Here is a 20,950-nt window from a genome sequence, read left to right on the forward strand (position 1 = left end):
GCCGGGCCGAGTCGGTGGTGGCCCAGCGCCGCCGGGCCTATTCAAGTGACTACAGCGAAGCGCAGGAATTCGATTTTTCTTCGAGTCCCGTCGCAAGGCTCTCACCGTCGGTGGTTTTGGCCCGGGTCACCCGGTCGACCAGATACACCAGTCCGTGGTAGTCAATCGCGCCGTGTTGCGTAAGACCTATCTCACAGGTCCGGCTGGTGGAAATCCCTTCGCTGCAATGCTGTACCGCGTCCTTCAGCGTGCGTAACGAATGGGCGTTGAGTTCCGGTGTGGTGAAGCCTTTGTCCCCGGCAAAACCGCAGCAATGGATACCTTCCGGAACGACCACGTTTTTACTGCACTTGCGCGCCAGATCGATCAACGCCTGGCTTTCGCCAAGGTGCTGCGTGCTGCAGGTGACGTGCACCGCGATGGAAGCTTCCTGCGGTGTGAACTCGAGGCGATCCATGAGGTGGGTGCGGATGAAACGCACCGGGTCGTAAAGGTCCAGGCGTACCTCCGCGAGGTCCTGGACCAGCCGCAGTGTGCAAGGGCTGGTGTCGCAGTAGATCGGGTCGAGCCCGCCGCGACTGGCATGCAACAGCGCGCCGATCAGTTCCTGGCGCTTGTGTTCGGCCTGTTCGGCGTAGCCTTTGGACGCGAAGGGCTGGCCGCAGCAAAGGCTGTCTACGTTGTCCGGGGAAACCACTTGGTAGCCGGCCTTTTCCAGCAGGCCTCGGGTCTTGTCGTGCAGCGACATCTGCTCCCTGTCTGCCGCCGCGGGGCCCATGACCCGTGACACGCAGGCCGCCAGATAAACCACCCTGGGGCGCGCATCCGTCACGGCGGGACTGAACCTTATAGCCTTTTCCGGCTGTGGCATGGCGCTGGTCCACTGCGGCACTTGTCCTTTGGACAGCTGCGTCAGTCCAGCGGACAAACGAGCCAGGCGCGGTGCTCCCAGCATCATTCGCGCACCGTTGGCGACGTGCAGGGTAAAGCGCGCCCCTTGCAATGCCGTGGCGAAATTGCTGGCAAGCCAATCGGCGGTTTTCGTACGCGTCGCAGTACGGCTACGGAGTTTTTTCACCAGTTCACCGGTGTTGATTCCGACAGGGCAGCGTTGGGCGCAAAGGCCCGTGGCGGCGCAGGTGTCGATGCCCTGGTATTGAAAGGCCGTTTCCAGCTCGGAGGTATCGACGCCTGCGCGCTTTTTCGCCTGGATGTCCCGCCAGATCACGATGCGCTGGCGCGGGCTCAAGGTCAGGTCCTTGGAAGGACACACCGGCTCGCAGAAGCCGCACTCGATGCACTTATCCACAATCTCATCGGCGGCCGGCAGCGGTTTGAGATGCTTGAGGTGGATTTGCGGATCCTCGCTGAGCACCACGTCCGGGTTGAGGATGCCGTTGGGGTCGAGCAGGCGCTTGAGTTGCCACATCAACTGGTAGGCATCGCTGCCCCATTCCAGCTCGACGAACGGCGCCATGTTGCGGCCAGTGCCGTGTTCAGCTTTCAGCGAGCCGCCGAATTCCACGGCCACCAGTTGCGCCACGTCGTCCATGAACGCTTGGTAGCGTGCGACTTCTTCGGTGCTGTTGAAACCTTGGGTGAAGACGAAGTGCAAATTGCCTTCCAGTGCGTGTCCGAACAGGATCGCTTCGTCGTAGTGGTGTTTTTCGAACAACGCAATCAGGCGATTCACGCCGACTGCCAGTTGCTCCACAGGGAAGGTGACGTCTTCGATGATCACCGTGGTTCCGGTCTTGCGCACCGCGCCGACGGCGGGAAAGGTGTCTTTGCGAATGGCCCAGAGCCGGGCGTTTTCCCGTGGGTCTTCGGTAAAGTCGACCTGCTTTTCCACCGGGAAGCAGGCCAGGGAGGTCATGATCCGGGTCAGTTGCTCTTGCAGTAACGATGACGAAGCGGCGCGAGATTCAATCAGCAGGGCGCAGGCATTGGTCGACAGGTGCTGTACGAAATCCGGCATGCCCGGTTTGTCCTGCACTGAGCGCAAGCTGCGGCGGTCCAGCAGTTCCACGGCCGAGACAGGCTGGCTTTTCAGCACGGTGACGGCGTTGCAGCAAGTTTCCACATCCGGGAATACGATCAACGCCGAAGCTTTGTTCGGATGGTCGATGACGGTGTTGTAGGTCACGGCGCTGATGAAACCGAGGGTGCCTTCGGACCCCACCAGCAAGTGGGCCAAGATATCCACAGGCTCGTCGAAGTCCACCAGGGCGTTGAGCGACAGGCCGGTGGTATTTTTCAGACGGTATTTGTGGCGGATTCGGGCGGCCAAGTCGGTGTTGGCGCGGGTTTCGCGACCCAGAGTCCCCAGGCGTTCCAATAGTTCGCTATGGCTCGCCCGAAATGCCGCCACGCTGGCAGGGTCTTCGGTGTCCAGGCGCGTGCCATCGGCGAGCACCAGGCGAATGCCGGCCAGGGTGTGATAAGTGTTTTGCGCCGTACCGCAGCACATGCCGCTGGCGTTGTTGGCAACAATGCCGCCGATTTTGCAGGCATTGATCGACGCCGGATCCGGGCCGATCTTGCGCCCGAACGGGGCCAGCCAGGCGTTGGCCTGGGCGCCGATCACGCCGGGCTGCAGGCGGATCTGCATGCCTTGCCCGCGGATCTCGCGTCCGTTCCAGTTATCCCCAAGCACAATCAGCACCGAGTCGCTGATGGCTTGCCCGGACAGGCTGGTACCGGCCGCGCGGAATGTCACCGGAACTCGGTCGCGCTGGGCCAGTTGCAGCAGTGCGACTACTTCCTCTTCGGTTTCGACGCGCACCACCAGTTTCGGAATCAGCCGATAGAAACTGGCGTCCGTGCCGAAGGCCAGCGTCGACAGCGAATCGTCAAAGCGTCTGTTTTGCGGGATCAGTTGTTGTACGTCGCGCAGAAAAGGGGCCGGAAGCGTCATTGGTCCTCCAAAATCAACACGACCAGATCCTTCGGTCCGTGGGCGCCGTAGGCCAGGACCTGTTCGATGTCGGCGGTCTTCGACGGACCCGAAACCAGCAGGGCGTTGGTGGGCATGCCTTGGGCCCATTTGAATTCCTGTTGCACTTCATAGAAGTTGTCGCGGATCTCGCTGGCCTTGAGCAGGGCAAAATGTACCGGCGGTACCAGGCTCATCAGGCGTGGCTCTTCCCGCGTCGGCCAAAGAATCAGGCTGCCGGTCGCGGCGATGGCGCCGAGGGTCCCGGTCAGGCTCGCGGGCGTGTCGTTGAACAGCTCGGCTTTCCATTCTTCAACCGGCCGCTCGTAGGCCTTGAGGGTCGGCAAGCCCGGATTGTTCGCCCAGAACTGTACGATCTTTTGCCCGTGAGGCGTTGTCGGGGCGATGAGCAGGCTCGGCAGTTGGCGGTCGCGCAGCAATTGCACGAGCAACGCGGGCCAACCTTCGCCGGACGTCAGATGGATTTCGGTGTGGACCGCTTCCATCAGCTTGCGCAGCTGCGGGATGCGTTCTTCGGGCGCGTAGCGGTAGGTCTGCGTCACCAGTTCGACGTCGAAGTTGTCGGCAACGGGCGTGGTGCCAGTCAGGCTTTTACGCAGTTTGGTGAGGATATTTTCCTTGGCGCTCATCAGCGGTCTCCCTGCGAGTTCAGGTGGTCGCGGGCCAGGTCATGCAGCGATCGGGCGGCGGGTTTCGGAGCGCTGTGGTTTTGTGTCCAGGGGCCGACGTTTTGGGGCGTCAGGGCGCGAAGGCGTGTGGCGAAGAAGGCGAATAACCGGTACAGCCGCGGCGAGCTGTTGAGCCGCGCCCAGGCATCCCAGATGAAGCGTTCCTTGGCCGAGTATTTGCTGCCCTGGCCGCGCATCACCGGGTTGGGGCTGTCTGGTGCCTTGACGTTTTCTTCGCGCAGTCGTCGCAGCAGGGCCGGGATCGGGATCTTCACCGGGCACACCTCACCGCAAGCACCGCACAGCGACGACGCACTGGGGTGATCGGGCACCTTGGCCAGTCCGACCATGTGCGGCGTAATGATTTTTCCTATAGGCCCCGGGTAAACCTCGCCGTAGGCATGACCGCCGATTCGGGTATAGACCGGGCAATGATTCATGCAGGCGCCGCAGCGGATGCAATTGAGGGTCTGGCGCAGTTCGCTGTCGGCAAACGCCTGGCTGCGGCCATTGTCCAGCAGGACCAGATGGACTTCTTGCGGGCCGTCCAGTTCATCGACCTTGCGCGGCCCGGAGATCATGTTGACGTAAGTGGTGATCGGCTGGCCCAGGGCCGAGCGGGTCAGCAGCGACAGCAGCGGCACGACGTCCCGAAGGTTTTCCACGACTTTTTCGATGCCCGTCACGGCAATGTGCACCGGGGGCACGGTGGTGGACATCCGTCCGTTGCCTTCGTTTTCCACCAGCAGCAGCGTGCCGGTTTCGGCAACCGCGAAGTTGACGCCGGAAACGCCAATGTCGGCTTCGAAGAATTTCTGCCGCAAGACTTTGCGACCGATTTGAATGAGTTGGTCAACGTCCTTGGTGTACTCCACGCCAAGTTTGTCGTGGAACAAGGACGCGACCTGACCGGCATTCTTATGGATCGCCGGCATAATGATGTGTGAAGGCTTCTCGTGGTCGAGCTGGACGATGTACTCCCCCATGTCGGATTCGAGACATTCAATGTCCCGAGCCTCGAGGAAATGGTTCATCTCCATCTCTTCGCTGACCATCGATTTGCCCTTGATCACTTGCCGCGCCTCGTGAGCGCGGATGATCGAGAGGACGATGCCATTGGCTTCGTCCACCGTCTCCGCCCAGTGCACTGTCACACCGTTGCGGGTCAGGTTGGTTTCAAGTTGCTCGAGCAGGTCGGGCAGCTTGGAAAGCGCGCGGGCGCGGACAGCATTGCCCAGCACCCGCAGATGTTCTCTTTCGTGGGCATCGCTGAAAGACGCTGCCCGCTTGGTCATCAGTGAATCCATCGCAGTGCGAAAGTTGTTTCGCAGTTGCGTGTCGTCCAAAGCCTTGTGGGCTCGGGCGCGAAAATCGTCCTGCACCTCAACGGTCGGAATCAGCGTCGGCGTGCTCATGCGGCACCTCCGGTTCGCTGCCAGAGGAAGCTTGCCAGATGCTGGCCGCGTAACACCTCCTGCTGCTTTTCCAAGGCGCCGTTGATGTTCATCAGGCAACCGCAGTCGGCGCTGACCACCTGATGCGCGCCGGATTCCTTCAACGCCCGAGTCTTGTCGGCCACCATCGCGCCGGAAATATCCGGCATGCGCACGCTGAAGGTCCCACCAAAACCACAGCATTCACTTTCATGGCTGTGATCGACTCGTTCCACATTGCGCAGCTGTGCCAATAACGCACGACCATGCAGGTGGGTGTTCATTTCACGTCGTGCCGAGCAGGACGTGTGCAGCGCAACCTTCACCGGCGTGCCACTGTCGTTCAACTGCACCTTGCAGACGAACAGCAGGAACTCGGCCAGCTCATAGGTCCTGGCCGCCAGGGCCTGGACCTGCTCGAGCGTTTCGGGCTCGTCCTTGAACAGGTCCGCGTAGTGTTCGCGCAGCATGCCGGCGCAGGAGCCAGACGGCACGACCACCGGATAGTCCCCGGCAAACAACGCCAGTTGCGCTCGCGCCACTGCCCGCGCCTGTTCCGTGTAGCCCGACGTATAGGCAGGTTGCCCGCAACAGGTCTGGCCCTGCGGGTATTCAACCTCGATGCCTTCGCGTTCGAGCAGATGAATCGCATCCATCCCGGCTTCGGGATAGAACAGATCCACCACGCAGGTTCCGAACAGATAGACCCGCTGGGGTTTCTCGCTGGGATACTGGCGGGGCTCAGGCAATGGCGGTGCGACACGGGTCGCGTTCGGCACGGCGTTGTAAAAAAGCTCGCTCATCAGGCGTGTCTCCGGGTGGTCCCGGTTATCCGTCCGCTGAGGCTGCTGAATATAGAGAGGAAATCTTTCAGCAGCCTTGCAGACCCGGTTGTGAATAGCGGACGCCGAATCACGGTTCGGCGTCGGTTTTTTCGATGTTGCTTATAGGACTTAGTGAACCAGCATGCCGGTAAACCAGTAGGCCTGGGCCAACGTGATCAAGCCGACGATCGTTGCAAAGAATAGGCTGTGTTTCAGGGTGAAACGGAACAGATCCGACTCCTTGCCCACCAGCCCGGTTGCCGCGCAGGCTACGGCGATCGATTGTGGCGAAATCATCTTGCCGGTCACGCCGCCGCTGGTGTTGGCCGCTACCAGCAAAGTGTCGCTGACACCGATCTGGTGTGCGGTGGTCGCTTGCAGCGAGCCGAACAGCGCGTTGGACGAGGTATCGGAACCGGTGAGGAATACGCCGAGCCAACCGAGGAATGGCGAGAAGAATGGAAACGCCGCGCCAGTCCCGGCCAATACCAAGGCCATGGTCGATGACATGCCCGAGAAGTTGGTGACGAAGGCAAACGCCAACACCATGCCGATGGAAAGGATAGGCCAGCGCAGTTCGTAGAAGGTCTCTTTTAAAGTGGTAAGACCAATTTTTAAGTTGATCCTCAGTACCAGCATCGAGATCAATGCCGAGAAGAAAATTGCCGTGCCGGTGGCCGAAATCGGATCAAGCTTGAACACCGCCGGGATCGCGGTCGGGTTGACGACGATGGGCGCGACTTTGATCACCATCTGGTCCAGGTGTGGAATGGCGAAGTTGAATACCCAGCCGTACATCGAGCCACCCGCGGCGAACATTGCCTTGAACGGCTTCAAGGTCCAGATCGTCACCAGCACGGTGAGGATCAGGAACGGTGACCAGGCCTTGATGATTTCCCCCAGGCTGTAGGGCGAAACCACGGTGCTGCGGGGCTGGCCGAAACCGCCGACGCTGGCGGTGATGGCTGCGCTGGAGGTGGCGCCAGCAATCTGCGCGCCCGCGGTGCGCTTGGGTTGCCAGACTTTCAAGAACAACGTCAGGGAAATCAGGCTGGCCAGGGCCGAGGTGATGTCCGGCAATTCCGGGCCGATGAAATTCGACGTGAAGTACTGGGTGATGGCGAAACTCAGGCCCGCCACCAAAGCGGCCGGCCAGGTTTCCCGCACGCCGCGCAGGCCATCCATCATGAACACCAGCCAGAACGGTACAAACAACGACAGCAAGGGCAATTGGCGCCCGGTCATGGCGCCGATCTTGAACGCGTCGATCCCGGTTACCTGGCCCGCCACGATAATCGGGATGCCCAGCGCGCCGAAGGCCACCGGAGCGGTGTTGGCGATCAGGCACAGGCCGGCGGCGTAGAGAGGGTTGAAACCCAGGCCCACTAGCAGCGCGGCGGTAATCGCGACCGGGGCACCAAAACCGGCGGCTCCTTCCAGGAAAGCGCCGAAGCAGAAGCCGATCAGCAGCACTTGCAGGCGCTGGTCATCGGTAATCGACAGTACCGAGCTGCGGATGATTTCGAACTGGCCGCTCTTGACCGTCAGTTTGTAGAGAAACACCGCGGCGACGATGATCCAGGCGATAGGCCAGAGACCGTAGGCAAAGCCATAGCCGGCGGCGGCGAACGCCATGTCGGCTGGCATTTGGAAGGCAAAAATGGCGACGGCAATCGCCAGCGCCAGGGTGATGCTGCCGGCCACATGCCCCTTGAGGCGAAACACCGCCAGGGCGAGGAAGAAAAACACGATGGGAATGACGGCCGCGAGTGCGGACAAGCCTAGGCTGCCGAGCGGGCTGTAAAGCTGTTGCCAGGTTTGCATGTTGGGTGAGCCCCTAATTGTTGTTGGTCAGGCACTGGTAAGCGTTCTGGATAATTGGTAATACCAATTTACAAGCGCTGTTGGCTAGGGTAAAAGCCTTGGTTGTCGTGTGTCAATTTGCCGCCCTGAAACTTTCGTCGAATAAGCGGTACAGACGGCATCTGATCTGCTGGCGTTAATGGTTATGGTGGGTGTGGACGGAGCCCGGATGGGCCAGAATAGAGGGCCCGGCGAGCCGTCGGGTTCGTGGAGAGTCGAGTTATGGGGTTTGATCAAATTCGTCAGCGCCGTTTGTCTGACGATATTGTCGAGCGGCTTGAAGGCATGATCCTGGAGGGCACGTTGAAGTCCGGCGAGCGGCTGCCGGCCGAGCGGACCTTGGCCGAACAGTTCGGTGTATCACGCCCTTCTTTGCGCGAGGCGATCCAGAAACTGGCGGCGAAAGGGCTGCTGGTCAGTCGTCAGGGTGGGGGGAACTATGTCGTGGATTCCCTGGGCTCGACATTCAGCGATCCGTTGCTGCAATTGCTGGAGAGCAACCCCGAAGCACAACGTGACTTGTTGGAGTTCCGCCACACGCTGGAAGCGTCCTGTGCCTATTACGCGGCGCTGCGGGCCACGGATGTCGATCGCGAGCGGCTGACGGCGGCATTCGACGAGTTGCAGGATTGTTATTCCCGCCACGACGAAGTGAGTCGGGCGGAAGAGGGGGCGGCGGATGCCCGGTTCCATCTGGCAATCGCCGAGGCCAGTCATAACGCGGTCTTGCTGCACACCATTCGCGGCCTGTTCGACCTGCTCAAGCGCAACGTCGTCACCAACATCGGCGGCATGTACAAGCAGCGCAGCGAGACCCGCGACATGCTGATCAGTCAGCATCGGGAGCTGTATCAAGCAATCATGGGTGGGCACGCCGAGCTGGCGCGAGAGGTGTCCAGTCGACATATCCTGTATGTGCAGGAAGTGCTCGAAGAGGTTCGTCAGGAAGTACAGCGCGTGGCGCGAGCGGAACGACGCAAAGGAATGTAGACACGCAGCGGATCCCGTGGGAGCGAGCCTGCTCCCACAGATAATCCCAGGCTAATCTTCCTTGCCCTTGTTGCGCACCGCGCGCTGCAGTTCGCGACCGGCATCGCGTTCGCGTTCGGTATCGCGCTTGTCGTATTCCTTCTTGCCCTTGCCTAGCGCGATCTCGCACTTGATCAGGTGCTTGCTCCAGTACAGCGACGTGCAGACGCAGGCGTAGCCTTTCTGCTGCACGGACGAGAAGAGCTTCTCCAGCTCCCGCTTGTTGAGCAGCAGCTTTCGCGAGCGCGTCGGGTCGGCGATGACGTGGGTGCTGGCGGTGGTCAGCGGCGTTATATGACTGCCGAGCAGCCAGGCTTCGCCGTCCTTGAGCAGGACATAACTGTCGACCAGTTGCGCCTTGCCGGCACGCAAGCTCTTTACTTCCCAGCCGGCCAGGACCATGCCAGCCTCGAAACGTTGTTCGATGAAGTAATCGTGTCGCGCCTTTTTGTTTTGCGCGATGGTCCCTGTGGGGTGTTTCTTCTGTTTAGCCATAGGGGCGGCATTATAGGCAGTTGCGTGCGTGTCGGCTACGGTGAAGCTGCGTGCTTGAGCAGGTTGAATGAATCCCGGACAATGCGGCCTCTTTTTTGAACGCTTGGGCGTGATCACGATGTCGACAGACAAGGTTTCTGTCCACGGCAGTTGGGCTAGCCGCTGGGTCTTCATATTCGCCGCGACCGGTTCGGCCGTGGGCCTGGGTAGTATCTGGAAGTTTCCGTACATGGTCGGCGTCTATGGGGGCGGCGCCTTTGTATTGATGTTCCTGGCCTGCATTGCGCTCATTGGCGCGCCGGTCATGCTGGCGGAAACGCTGATCGGTCGTCGCGCCCGGCAAAGCCCGGCCAACGCCTTGAAGGTGCTCGCGCTGGAGGCGGGGCACTCGCCGAAGTGGTCCTGGGGCGCGTTCGCCGGAATGGTCACGGCATTGTTGATCCTGTCTTTCTATAGCGTCGTCGGCGGCTGGTCTCTGGACTACATCATCGATATGGGGCGAGGGGATTTCCAAGGCGCGACGCCCGACCAGGTCGGCGCGTACTTCGGCAATGTGATTGCCGATCCTTGGCGGCTGACACTCTGGCACACACTGTTCATGGTGCTCTCCGCCGTGGTGATTGCCCGAGGCGTGGTCGCGGGGCTTGAGCGTAGCCTGCGGATCATGATGCCGCTCCTTTTCGTGATGATCCTGGTGCTGCTGGGCTACAGCATGACCACCGGGCATTTCATGGAGGGCGTGCATTTCATGTTCGATTTCAAACCGGAAAAGGTCATGGAGGGTCTGCTGCCGGCCATGGGCCACGCGTTCTTCTCCCTGAGCGTGGGGGTTGGCTCGATCATGATCTACGGTGCCTACATGCCCAAGAGCGCGTCGCTGACCAAGACGGTTGTCGGCGTTGCGTTGCTGGACACCTTTGTGTCGCTGCTGGCTGGGGTGGCATTGTTTCCGATTGTGTTCGCCGCTGGCCTGAACCCCAGCGAGGGGCCCGGGCTGATGTTCGTCAGCTTGCCGTTTGCCTTTGGCAGCATGGCGTTCGGTCAAGTAATGGGCGTGGTGTTTTTTGTCCTGGTGGCGATTGCCGCCTGGAGTTCGGCCATTTCCCTGCTGGAGCCGATGGTGGCCTATCTGGTTGAACGAACCCGTCTTAGTCGCGCCTGGGTCACGTTCTGGCTGGCTTTCACCTGCTGGTTCGTGGGGTTGGGGACCGTATTTTCCTTCAATATTTGGAAGCAGGCCAAGTTTTTCGTGAACGAAGACGGGCTGTTCCATCTCTATCAGTGGGGAGCAACCGGAGGGCTGGATTTCTTCGGCGTGATCGATTTCTTTACATCACGGATCATGCTGCCATTGGGTGGTTTGTGCTTCGTGGTGTTTGCGGGTTGGATCATGGGTCGTGAAGCCGTGCGTGATGAATTGTCACTGCGCAGTCCTGTATTGTTCGCCTTGAGCCTGTTCTTGATGCGCTATGTGGCGCCCATCGGCATCCTCGTAGTGTTTGCCGCCCAGCTGTGGAAGTGACGCTTACATGACGACACATATTCAACGCTCAGCGTTGCTGCCTTACCCGGCGCAGGCGCTGTACGACTTGGTCAATGACGTGGCGAGTTATCCGGAGTTTCTGCCCTGGTGTTCGTCCGCCGAGGTGCTTGAAAGCTCTGAAACCCATATGCGCGCCAGCCTAAACGTTGCCAAGGGCGGACTGAGCCAGCACTTCGTCACGCGCAACACCTTGGTGCCGGGGCAATCCATCGAGATGAACCTTGAAGAGGGGCCGTTCAATCAGCTCCATGGCGTCTGGGTGTTCAAGTCACTGGGTGAAAAGGCCTGCAAGATCAGCTTGGATCTTTCGTTCGATTACGCCGGGCCGCTGGTGCGCGCGACATTGGGGCCGCTGTTCAACCAGGCGGCCAATACCCTGGTCGATGCGTTTTGCCAGCGTGCCAAGCAAAATGCAGAGCTCAAGCGGTGATCGAGATAGAAGTGGTGTGTGCCAGCGCCGAGCGCCAGATCCTCCGTGCGTTTGCTGTGCAGGAGGGTACGAGTGTTCGCGCCGCGCTGGCGGCATCGGGCATTGCAGAAGCGTTGCCAGAGTTGGACCTGGCCACTGTTCCTGTCGGGATCTTTGGCAAAGTGGTTGCGGATCCGGAGCGGCAGGTAGTGCAATCGGCTGATCGACTCGAAATTTATCGGCCTTTGTTGGCTGATCCGAAAGAAATCCGTCGCCTGCGAGCGGCCAAGGCTGCCCAGGCTCGTCAGGCAGATCAATGACCTGGTCTGGATCGCAGGCAATAAAAAAACCCGGCAATGCCGGGTTTTTTATTGCCGCAATTTATTGCGGCGAGGTATCCAGAGGTTCTGGTGTCGGGACAGGTACGGTCTCGACGTTGTCCACGTCCTTCTGGATCTGGTCCAGCAACGAGCCTGGCTTGGCCGGCTTTTCCGGTTTCGGCTGATCGGCATTCTGGGTCGGATCGGTGACTGTGGTGCCACTGTCCTTGCCCATGATGGCCTCATCCCGGCTCACGCCAGGCATGAAATCGCCCGACAGGCTGACGAGCTGGTCGTCAGGGCTGAAGATAACGCTGATGCGTTCTTGTTGCCGCTCACCGCCACCTGGCTGCAAGCTGTACAGGTAATCCCAGCGATCGGCATGGAACGTGTCGGTCAGCAGGGGATTGCCCATGATAAACCGTACTTGCCGGCGGGTCATTCCCGGGCGTAACTGGTCTATCATGTCCTGCGTGACGACATTGCCCTGCTGGATGTCGATTTTGTAAACCCCGGGGAATGAACAACCGGCGAGTGCGAGCAGTCCCACGAAGGTGAAACTGGTTAGCAAGAGCTTGGTGTTTTGCATCGGTGGGCGACTTCCACTATCTTGGCTGGGACAACGTAAACGCCGATCATACCCGCATTAAGAGAAGCTGCGAAGCAGCATCGCGAGAAAGCTGACCATGGTTGAAAATAGCGAACTACGCAAAGCCGGCCTCAAAGTGACCCTGCCAAGGGTCAAGATTCTGCAAATGCTCGATTCCGCCGAGCAACGCCACATGAGTGCCGAAGACGTCTACAAGGCGCTCATGGAAGCTGGCGAGGACGTCGGTCTGGCCACGGTTTACCGTGTCCTGACTCAATTCGAGGCTGCGGGGTTGGTGGCACGTCATAATTTTGATGGCGGTCATGCTGTCTTTGAATTGGCTGACGGGGAGCACCACGACCACATGGTGGACGTGGAAACCCGGGAAGTTATCGAGTTCATCAGTCCTGAAATCGAAAAACTGCAACAAGCGATTGCTGATGAGTATGGTTTCGAGCTGATCGATCACCATCTCGTCCTGCATGTACGCAAGCGCAAATAAGCTCGTCGCGTGGGCGAAAGCCCCCAAAACGAAAGAAGGCGACCCTCGGGTCGCCTTCTTGCTTTGCGGCGTCTTCTAGATTTTCGCCGCCACCACCATTTTTTTAGCGTGCGCCAAGGACTCTTTGGTCAGGTCGATGCCTCCGAGCATCCGTGCCACTTCTTCCACGCGCTCGTTCTTGTTCAGCTTGGACACGGCGGTACGAGTCGCGTCCTCGCCACGCACCTTATGGACAAACAGATGCTGGTGCCCCTGGGCGGCGACTTGAGGCAAGTGGGTCACTGTCAGAACCTGCCCGCGCTCGCCCAGCCTGCGTAGCAACTGGCCGACGATTTCCGCCGTAGGGCCGCCGATGCCCACGTCCACTTCGTCGAATACCAACGTCGGCACCCGCGAGGTTTGCGCCGTAATGACCTGGATCGCCAGGCTGATGCGCGACAGTTCACCCCCGGACGCTACTTTTGCCAGTGCCTTGAGCGGTTGCCCGGGGTTGGCGCTGACCAGCAGCTCCACCTGCTCCAGTCCGTTGGGTTGAAGTTCATCGCCAGCGTTGGGGCGCAGTTCGATGGTAAACCGGCCGCCGGGCATGCCCAGGCGTTGGATTTCCTGTTCTACGGCGCTGGCCAAGCCGGTTGCAGCTTGTCGGCGCAGTTCGCTGAGTTCGTTGGCCTTTTCCTGGTAATGGCGCGCGTAGGAGGCCAATTCGTCCCCGAGGCGTTCGATGGATTCATCGTTGGCGTTAAGGGTTTCCAATTCTTCCAGCAGGCGTTGCTGCAGTTCGACGACATCGGTTGGCTGGATACGATGCTTGCGCGCCAATGTATAGATAGTGTCCAGGCGTTCTTCCAGATATTGAAGCCGCGCCGGGTCGGCATCGAAATGATCAAGGAACCGGTTCAGCTCCCCGACTGCTTCTTCGACCTGGATCTGCGCGCTGGTCAGCAGGTTGCTTGCCTCGCCCAATGCCCCCACCGAATTGCTGACGCTGGAGAGTCGGTTAAGGCTTGCGGTCAGCGCACTCAGCACATTGCCTGAATCGCTTTCACTGCATTGCTCGACCACTTGCCGGCAAATGCCTAGCAACGCTTCCGCGTTGGTCAGGTTCTTGTGCTCCTGCTCCAGCTCCTCCAGCTCGTTTTCACCCAGGGCCAGGTTTTCCAACTCTTCGAGTTGATAGCTCAACAACTGGTGACGGGCGCGTTGTTCGTCGCCGGAGTTGGAGAGGCGATCCAGTTCCTGCCGGGTCTGGCGCCAGCGTTGGGCTGCCAGGTGAACCTGGCGGGCCAGGTCGGTGGCTCCGGCATACTCGTCGAGCAAGCGCCTGTGGGTGTCGGTCTTGAGCAGGGATTGGTGTTCATGCTGACTGTGGATGTCGATCAGCAATTCACCGAGGGCCTTGAGATCTCCCAGCGGACAGGGCGTGCCGTTGATATAGCCACGGGAGCGACCCTCTGCAGTGATGACCCGCCGCAGGATGCACAGGCCATCGTTGTCCAGGTCGCGTTCGGTCAACCAGGCGCTGGCTTCGGGAATGTCGACCAGGTCAAACGTTGCCAGGATGTCGGCCTTGTCCGCGCCAGGGCGCACCACGCCGCTGTCGGCGCGATCGCCTAGGGTCAGGCCCAAGGCATCGAGCATGATCGATTTGCCGGCGCCGGTTTCACCGGTTATCACGCTCATGCCCCGGTCGAGTTCGAGGTCGAGGTGTTCGACGATGGCATAGTTGTGTACGGACAGGTGCACCAGCATAAGGCCGCTCCCAGGCATTAGGTCTGGTTATTTATACAGTGTTTTGTTTCTGGCTGACAATGCCCTCGCTTAGCTCGATTTGCTTGGATAATCGAAATTCTTAGCGCTGAAGCGAAGGATATGCAGCTGTTTTTTGTAAGGTTAATTCGTCGCGCGACCCTTGAAGCTGGAAAAGCTGGCCCCATATATCCGGGCAGAAGCGCGAGTCGAGCTCGCGGACGAAGTTGAAAGGAGAAATCTATGGCTGACGAACAGACGCAGGACACGCAAAATCTAGACGCCAATCAGGCTCCCCAGGATTCGGGTGAAGACCTGGCGGCACGTGTACAAGTGCTCGAAGAGCAACTGGCCGGTGCGCAGGACCAGGCGTTGCGTGTAGCAGCCGACCTGCAGAATGTCCGCCGCCGCGCCGAGCAAGACGTGGAAAAAGCCCACAAATTCGCCCTGGAGCGTTTCGCCGGCGACCTGCTGCCGATCATCGACAGCCTGGAGCGCGGCCTGGAGCTGTCCAACCCGGACGACGAGAACATTCGTCCGATGCGCGAAGGCATCGAGCTGACCCTGAAAATGTTCCAGGACACCCTCAAGCGGTATCAGCTTGAGGCGATCGATCCACACGGCGAACCCTTCAATGCCGAGCACCATCAGGCCATGGCGATGCAGGAAAGCGCAGACGTCGAGCCGAACAGTGTGCTGAAAGTATTCCAGAAGGGCTACCTGCTCAACGGTCGCCTGTTGCGCCCGGCCATGGTCGTGGTGAGCAAGGCGCCAGCACCGGTTTCGCCTTCTATTGATGAGCAGGCTTGAAATCGGGCGCAGCGGCCCCATTAAGAAGTCAAGCGTTTAAGTGCTACCGCAGTTAGCCACCACTGCTGCGGCAACAAAATCCAAGTTCCGGGAGAGTTAACATGGGCAAGATTATCGGTATCGACCTGGGGACCACCAACTCGTGCGTCTCCGTGCTGGAAAACGGCAAGGCCAAAGTTATTGAGAACGCTGAGGGCGCGCGCACCACGCCGTCCATCATTGCGTACGCCAACGATGGCGAGATCCTGGTTGGCCAGTCCGCCAAGCGCCAGGCTGTGACCAATCCGCATAACACCCTGTACGCGGTGAAGCGTCTGATCGGTCGCAAGTTCGACGAAGAAGTCGTTCAGAAAGACATCAAGATGGTCCCTTACAAAATCGCCAAGGCTGACAATGGCGACGCCTGGGTTGAAGTGAACGGCCAGAAAATGGCGCCGCCACAGATCTCGGCTGAAATCCTCAAGAAAATGAAGAAAACCGCCGAAGATTATCTCGGCGAGGCAGTGACTGAAGCGGTCATTACCGTTCCTGCCTACTTCAACGACAGCCAGCGCCAGGCAACCAAAGACGCCGGTCGCATCGCGGGCCTGGAAGTAAAACGTATCATCAACGAACCGACCGCGGCCGCGCTGGCCTACGGTATGGACAAGGGCAAGGGCGATCACACCGTGATCGTTTACGACCTGGGTGGCGGTACTTTCGACGTCTCCGTGATCGAGATCGCTGAAGTCGACGGCGAGCATCAGTTCGAAGTGTTGGCTACCAACGGTGACACGTTCCTGGGTGGTGAAGACTTCGACATCCGCCTGATCGACTACCTCGTCGATGAATTCAAGAAAGAAAGCGGCATGAACCTCAAGGGCGACCCGCTGGCCATGCAGCGCCTGAAAGAAGCCGCCGAAAAAGCCAAGATCGAACTGTCCTCGAGCCAGTCGACCGACGTGAACCTGCCGTACATCACCGCAGACGCTACCGGTCCTAAGCACTTGAACGTGAAGATCTCCCGCGCCAAGCTCGAAGCGCTGGTGGAAGATCTGGTTCAGCGCACCATCGAACCTTGCCGCATTGCCATGAAGGATGCCGGTATCGACGTTGGCAAGATCAACGACGTCATCCTGGTCGGCGGCCAGACCCGTATGCCGCTGGTCCAGAAGCTGGTTACCGATTTCTTCGGTAAAGAAGCGCGCAAGGACGTGAACCCGGACGAAGCCGTTGCCATGGGTGCTGCCATCCAAGGCGCCGTTCTGGCCGGTGACGTGAAAGACGTTCTGCTGCTCGATGTCAGCCCGCTGACCCTGGGTATCGAAACCATGGGCGGCGTGATGACCGCGCTGATCGAGAAAAACACCACGATTCCTACCAAGAAATCCCAAGTGTTCTCGACGGCCGATGACAACCAGAACGCCGTGACCATCCACGTGCTGCAGGGTGAGCGCAAGCAGGCTACCCAGAACAAGTCCCTGGGCAAGTTCGACCTGGCTGAGATTCCGCCAGCGCCACGCGGTGTGCCTCAGATCGAAGTGACCTTCGACATCGACGCCAACGGCATCCTGCACGTCGGCGCGAAAGACAAGGCTACTGGCAAGACCCAGTCGATCGTGATCAAGGCCAACTCCGGTCTGTCCGAGGAAGAAATTCAGCAAATGGTTCGCGACGCTGAAGTCAACGCCGAGGAAGACCGCAAGTTTGAAGAGCTGGCCAGCGCTCGTAACCAGGGCGACGCCTTGGTTCACTCGACTCGCAAGATGGTTGCCGATGCCGGTGACAAAGTGACCGCTGAAGAGAAGACCGCGATCGAAGCTGCCGTGGTTGCCCTTGAGGCTGCCGTCAAAGGCGACGACAAGGCCGCCATCGAAGCGAAGATCGAAGAGCTGTCGAAAGTCTCCGCGCCAGTGGCTCAGAAGATGTATGCCGAGCAGGCCCAGCCAGCTGAAGGTGCAGCGCAGCAAGGCGAATCGGCCCAGAAAGCCGATGACGTCGTCGACGCCGAGTTCGAAGAAGTGAAAGACAACAAGTAACTGCTTGTTGGTCGGCCGGTTGACTGCGTTTGTGCGGTGGCTGGTAGGATGTCGCCGCGCGGGAGCTTGCTCCCGCGTTGGCGTGTCTGGAGCCAGTGAATTTTTACAGCATGCGACAAGCTTGGGTGCTGGCGGTGTGTTCGGGGATGCTCCTGCTTCCCGGGCAACGTGCACCGCATTTTGGCCGGGTCCCTGGCTGAAAGATTTATGACCAGGATCGTTGAATCGACGTGAGTTGGGTCCGGGCCTGTATTGGGGCTCAACGAGTTTGGCGAGGCTCAGGAGGGGTTTGCCGAACGTCCTATAAGAGTGCAAAGACTAATGGCAAAGCGTGACTTTTACGAAGTATTGGGTGTTGAGCGGGGGGCCAGCGAGGCAGAGCTGAAGAAGGCCTACCGCCGTCTCGCGATGAAGCATCACCCTGACCGTAATCCCGGCGACAAGGCATCGGAAGAGATGTTCAAGGAGGCCAACGAGGCCTATGAAGTCCTGTCCGACTCCAGCAAGCGCGCGGCTTACGACCAGTACGGTCATGCCGGTGTCGACCCGAGCATGGGCGGTGGCGGTGCCGGTTTTGGCGGCCAGAATTTCTCCGATATTTTCGGCGATGTGTTCAGCGATTTCTTCGGCGGCGGTCGTGGCGGTGCCCGTGGTGGTGCTCAGCGTGGCAGCGATCTGCGCTACACCCTGGAACTGAACCTGGAAGAGGCGGTGCGCGGTACCACGGTCAATATCCGGGTTCCGACGCTGGTCAACTGCAAGCCATGTGACGGTTCGGGTGCCAAGAAGGGCTCTTCGCCCGTTACTTGCCCCACCTGTGGTGGCATTGGCCAGGTCCGCATGCAACAGGGCTTCTTCTCGGTTCAGCAGACCTGCCCGCGTTGCCACGGCCAAGGCAAGATCATTTCCGATCCGTGCGACTCCTGCCACGGCGAAGGGCGTGTTGAAGAGTACAAGACGCTGTCGGTGAAAGTGCCGGCCGGTGTCGATACCGGTGATCGCATTCGCCTATCTGGCGAAGGCGAGGCGGGGGCCCAGGGCGGTCCGACTGGCGACTTGTACGTCGTGATCAACGTACGTGAGCACGCGATCTTCCAGCGCGACGGCAAACATCTGTTCTGTGAAGTACCGATCAGTTTCGTCGATGCGGCATTGGGCGGCGAGCTTGAGATTCCGACCCTCGATGGTCGCGTCAAGCTGAAGATTCCCGAGGGGACGCAAACCGGCAAGCAGTTCCGGATCCGCGGCAAAGGCGTAGCGCCAGTGCGGGGCGGTGGTGCAGGCGACCTGATGTGCCGCGTTGCGGTGGAAACGCCGGTGAACCTGAGCCGGCGCCAGCGGGAATTGCTGGAAGAGTTCCGTAGCTCCCTGGCGGATGACAACAGTCACTCGCCGAAAACCACCGGTTGGTTCGAAGGCGTGAAGCGCTTCTTCGGCGACCTGTAAGGAGTGGGCATGCGACGTATAGCTGTGATGGGCGCCGCGGGGCGCATGGGCAAGGCGCTGGTCGAAGCGGTGCAGCAGCGTTCGCCGCTTTCGGGCCTGACGGCTGCCATTGTCCGGCCCGACAGTACGTTGGTGGGGGCTGATGCTGGCGAGTTGGCTTCGATTGGACGTATCGGCGTACCGATGTCCGGTGGGCTGGAAAAGGTGCTCGACGAGTTCGATGTATTGATCGATTTCACCCTGCCTGAAGTCATGCTGAAAAACCTCGCCATCTGCCGCAAGGCCGGCAAGGCCATGGTGATCGGCACGACCGGCCTGGATGCGGCGCAAAAGGAATTGTTGGCTGAGGCCGGCAAAGATATTCCGATCGTGTTCGCGGCGAATTTCAGCGTGGGCGTGAACCTGTCACTGAAGTTGCTGGACCTGACCGCTCGGGTCTTGGGCGATGATGCGGATATCGAAATTATCGAGGCGCATCATCGACACAAGATCGACGCGCCTTCTGGAACCGCGTTGCGCATGGGTGAAGTGATTGCCGATGCGCTGGGTCGTGACCTGCAGGAAGTGGCCGTATACGGGCGCCAGGGCCATACCGGTGCGCGGGAGCGCGACACCATCGGTTTCGCGACCGTGCGTGGCGGCGATGTAGTAGGTGATCACACGGTGCTGTTCGCCACTGAAGGCGAGCGCCTGGAGATCACCCATAAAGCGTCGAGCCGGATGACCTTCGCCAAGGGCGCCGTGCGGGCTGCGCTGTGGCTGGATGGTTGTGAGCCTGGCCTGTACGACATGCAGGACGTTCTCGACCTGCGTTGATGCCATTAATAGCGGGGTTCAGGTTATACTGAGCCCCGTTTTAAACCGCTTCGCGACGACCTGTCGCATTCCCCTGCCTTTAAGGCTCATTAGCGGTGGACCAAAAAAGCCTTTTTCTGTAAGCTACAGCTTTAGTGTGTCCACTAAAAGCGCGCAGAATAATTCAGTGAACAAGCGGGGTGACGTGTCCATACGTCACTCCGCTTTTTTACAACCTGCGATCGCCCTTTCAGGCTTTATTTACGGGAGGTCTTCTTGACTAAGCCAGCCATACTCGCCCTTGCTGATGGCAGCATTTTTCGCGGCGAAGCCATTGGAGCCGACGGTCAGACCGTTGGTGAGGTGGTGTTTAACACCGCAATGACCGGCTATCAGGAAATTCTTACCGATCCTTCCTACGCCCAACAAATCGTTACCCTGACTTACCCGCATATCGGCAATACCGGCACCACGCCGGAAGATGCCGAGTCCGATCGTGTCTGGTCCGCTGGCCTGGTGATTCGCGACCTGCCGCTGGTAGCGAGCAACTGGCGTAACAAGATGTCCCTGTCCGACTACCTGAAAGCCAACAATGTCGTGGCGATCGCCGGTATCGACACCCGTCGCCTGACCCGCATTCTTCGGGAAAAAGGCGCGCAGAACGGCTGCATCATGGCCGGCGACAATATTTCCGACGAGGCCGCCATTGCCGCTGCCCAGGGTTTCCCAGGGCTCAAGGGGATGGACCTGGCGAAAGTCGTCAGCACCAAGAAACAGTACGAGTGGCGCTCCTCGGTCTGGGACCTGAAAACCGATAGCCACGCGACGATCGAGGCTTCCGAGCTGCCGTATCACGTCGTTGCCTACGATTACGGCGTCAAGCTGAACATCCTGCGCATGTTGGTAGCGCGCGGTTGCCGCGTCACCGTGGTGCCGGCCCAAACCCCGGCCGCCGACGTCCTGGCCCTCAAGCCCGACGGTGTGTTCCTGTCCAACGGCCCGGGTGACCCGGAGCCTTGCGACTACGCGATTCAGGCGATCAAGGACGTGCTGGAAACCGAGATTCCGGTATTCGGTATCTGTCTGGGGCACCAGTTGCTGGCCCTGGCTTCGGGTGCCAAGACCCTGAAAATGGGCCACGGCCACCACGGTGCCAACCACCCGGTTCAGGACCTGGACACCGGCGTCGTCATGATCACCAGTCAGAACCACGGTTTTGCGGTTGACGAGGCGACCCTGCCGGCCAACGTACGGGCCATCCACAAATCGCTGTTCGACGGCACGCTGCAAGGCATCGAGCGTACCGACAAGAGCGCGTTCAGCTTCCAGGGTCACCCTGAGGCGAGCCCGGGCCCGAACGATGTGGCGCCGCTGTTCGATCGCTTCATCAATGAGATGGCCAAGCGACGCTGACCGCGTGAAGCCTGAGGGCGGCCCCGAAACCGGCGGCCCCCTCGGGCGCTTCAAAGATTGTTCGACGGCCTAGCCGACTGACCTGCGGATT

The 20,950-nt window shown here is 59.8% G+C and carries 18 protein-coding genes; 10 read left to right on the forward strand and 8 right to left on the reverse strand.

Annotation, left to right across the window (positions count from 1 at the left end; translation table 11 throughout):
* Positions 1–49: 49 nt before the first annotated feature.
* From HU742_RS03440 to HU742_RS03460, 5 genes are all read right to left on the reverse strand, one after another.
* Positions 50–2,917, reverse strand: coding sequence for an FAD-binding and (Fe-S)-binding domain-containing protein (locus HU742_RS03440; protein WP_186643941.1), 2,868 nt, complete (start codon positions 2,915–2,917; stop codon positions 50–52).
* Positions 2,914–3,585, reverse strand: a complete 672-nt coding sequence (locus HU742_RS03445) for a LutC/YkgG family protein (RefSeq protein WP_186643939.1) — start codon at positions 3,583–3,585, stop codon at positions 2,914–2,916. The genes HU742_RS03440 and HU742_RS03445 overlap by 4 nt, the downstream gene beginning before the upstream one ends.
* Positions 3,585–5,039 carry a LutB/LldF family L-lactate oxidation iron-sulfur protein gene (locus tag HU742_RS03450; protein ID WP_186643938.1) on the reverse strand — a complete coding sequence of 485 codons (1,455 nt, stop codon included), beginning with the start codon at positions 5,037–5,039 and terminating at the stop codon, positions 3,585–3,587. The genes HU742_RS03445 and HU742_RS03450 overlap by 1 nt, the downstream gene beginning before the upstream one ends.
* A complete protein-coding gene (locus tag HU742_RS03455) occupies positions 5,036–5,860 on the reverse strand; it encodes a (Fe-S)-binding protein (protein ID WP_186643937.1) in 825 nt (274 codons plus the stop codon). The genes HU742_RS03450 and HU742_RS03455 overlap by 4 nt, the downstream gene beginning before the upstream one ends.
* A 150-nt stretch (positions 5,861–6,010) precedes the next feature.
* Complete coding sequence (locus HU742_RS03460; RefSeq protein WP_186643936.1) at positions 6,011–7,705, reverse strand: lactate permease LctP family transporter; 1,695 nt, start codon at positions 7,703–7,705, stop codon at positions 6,011–6,013.
* A gap of 261 nt (positions 7,706–7,966) precedes the next feature.
* Here HU742_RS03460 and HU742_RS03465 point away from each other — a divergent pair, with 261 nt between their 5' ends.
* Complete coding sequence (locus HU742_RS03465) at positions 7,967–8,734, forward strand: FCD domain-containing protein (RefSeq protein ID WP_186643935.1); 768 nt, start codon at positions 7,967–7,969, stop codon at positions 8,732–8,734.
* A 51-nt stretch (positions 8,735–8,785) separates the two neighbouring features.
* On the opposite strand, the gene smpB is transcribed toward HU742_RS03465, so the two are convergent.
* Entirely contained in the window at positions 8,786–9,268 is a 483-nt protein-coding gene (gene smpB / locus HU742_RS03470; RefSeq protein ID WP_186639510.1) for an SsrA-binding protein SmpB, read from the reverse strand.
* A gap of 118 nt (positions 9,269–9,386) precedes the next feature.
* Here smpB and HU742_RS03475 point away from each other — a divergent pair, with 118 nt between their 5' ends.
* From HU742_RS03475 to HU742_RS03485, 3 genes are read left to right on the forward strand one after another with little or no spacing between them, the layout of a single operon-like run.
* Positions 9,387–10,790 carry a sodium-dependent transporter gene (locus HU742_RS03475; protein ID WP_186639512.1) on the forward strand — a complete coding sequence of 468 codons (1,404 nt, stop codon included), beginning with the start codon at positions 9,387–9,389 and terminating at the stop codon, positions 10,788–10,790.
* A gap of 7 nt (positions 10,791–10,797) precedes the next feature.
* On the forward strand, positions 10,798–11,241 hold the full coding sequence (locus HU742_RS03480; RefSeq protein ID WP_186612183.1) for a type II toxin-antitoxin system RatA family toxin: 444 nt from the start codon (positions 10,798–10,800) through the stop codon (positions 11,239–11,241).
* A complete protein-coding gene (locus tag HU742_RS03485; protein ID WP_186643934.1) occupies positions 11,238–11,540 on the forward strand; it encodes an RnfH family protein in 303 nt (100 codons plus the stop codon). Before HU742_RS03480 ends, HU742_RS03485 begins: the two co-directional genes overlap by 4 nt.
* 61 nt (positions 11,541–11,601) lie before the next feature.
* On the opposite strand, the gene HU742_RS03490 is transcribed toward HU742_RS03485, so the two are convergent.
* On the reverse strand, positions 11,602–12,129 hold the full coding sequence (locus HU742_RS03490; RefSeq protein WP_186643933.1) for an outer membrane protein assembly factor BamE: 528 nt from the start codon (positions 12,127–12,129) through the stop codon (positions 11,602–11,604).
* 97 nt (positions 12,130–12,226) lie between these two features.
* Between HU742_RS03490 and fur the strand changes: the two genes are divergently transcribed.
* Positions 12,227–12,631: a ferric iron uptake transcriptional regulator gene (gene fur / locus HU742_RS03495; protein WP_186612180.1), complete on the forward strand. Its 405-nt coding sequence runs from the start codon at positions 12,227–12,229 to the stop codon at positions 12,629–12,631.
* Between the two features lie 75 nt (positions 12,632–12,706).
* Here fur and recN read toward each other — a convergent pair whose 3' ends face one another.
* Positions 12,707–14,380: a DNA repair protein RecN gene (recN, locus tag HU742_RS03500; RefSeq protein WP_186639518.1), complete on the reverse strand. Its 1,674-nt coding sequence runs from the start codon at positions 14,378–14,380 to the stop codon at positions 12,707–12,709.
* A gap of 240 nt (positions 14,381–14,620) precedes the next feature.
* Between recN and grpE the strand changes: the two genes are divergently transcribed.
* From grpE to carA, 5 genes are all read left to right on the forward strand, one after another.
* Positions 14,621–15,187 (forward strand): nucleotide exchange factor GrpE, encoded by a 567-nt coding sequence (gene grpE, locus HU742_RS03505; RefSeq protein ID WP_039592327.1) that lies wholly within the window; start codon positions 14,621–14,623, stop codon positions 15,185–15,187.
* A gap of 101 nt (positions 15,188–15,288) precedes the next feature.
* Positions 15,289–17,205 (forward strand): molecular chaperone DnaK, encoded by a 1,917-nt coding sequence (dnaK, locus tag HU742_RS03510; protein WP_186639520.1) that lies wholly within the window; start codon positions 15,289–15,291, stop codon positions 17,203–17,205.
* 321 nt (positions 17,206–17,526) lie between these two features.
* Positions 17,527–18,651, forward strand: a complete 1,125-nt coding sequence (dnaJ, locus tag HU742_RS03515) for a molecular chaperone DnaJ (protein ID WP_030139779.1) — start codon at positions 17,527–17,529, stop codon at positions 18,649–18,651.
* 9 nt (positions 18,652–18,660) lie between these two features.
* On the forward strand, positions 18,661–19,467 hold the full coding sequence (gene dapB, locus HU742_RS03520; RefSeq protein ID WP_186612176.1) for a 4-hydroxy-tetrahydrodipicolinate reductase: 807 nt from the start codon (positions 18,661–18,663) through the stop codon (positions 19,465–19,467).
* A gap of 255 nt (positions 19,468–19,722) precedes the next feature.
* Positions 19,723–20,859: a glutamine-hydrolyzing carbamoyl-phosphate synthase small subunit gene (gene carA / locus HU742_RS03525; protein ID WP_186639522.1), complete on the forward strand. Its 1,137-nt coding sequence runs from the start codon at positions 19,723–19,725 to the stop codon at positions 20,857–20,859.
* The last annotated feature ends 91 nt before the right edge of the window (positions 20,860–20,950 follow it).

The sequence above is a fragment of the Pseudomonas marvdashtae genome, assembly GCF_014268655.2.
In the GTDB taxonomy this organism is placed as follows: domain Bacteria; phylum Pseudomonadota; class Gammaproteobacteria; order Pseudomonadales; family Pseudomonadaceae; genus Aquipseudomonas; species Aquipseudomonas marvdashtae.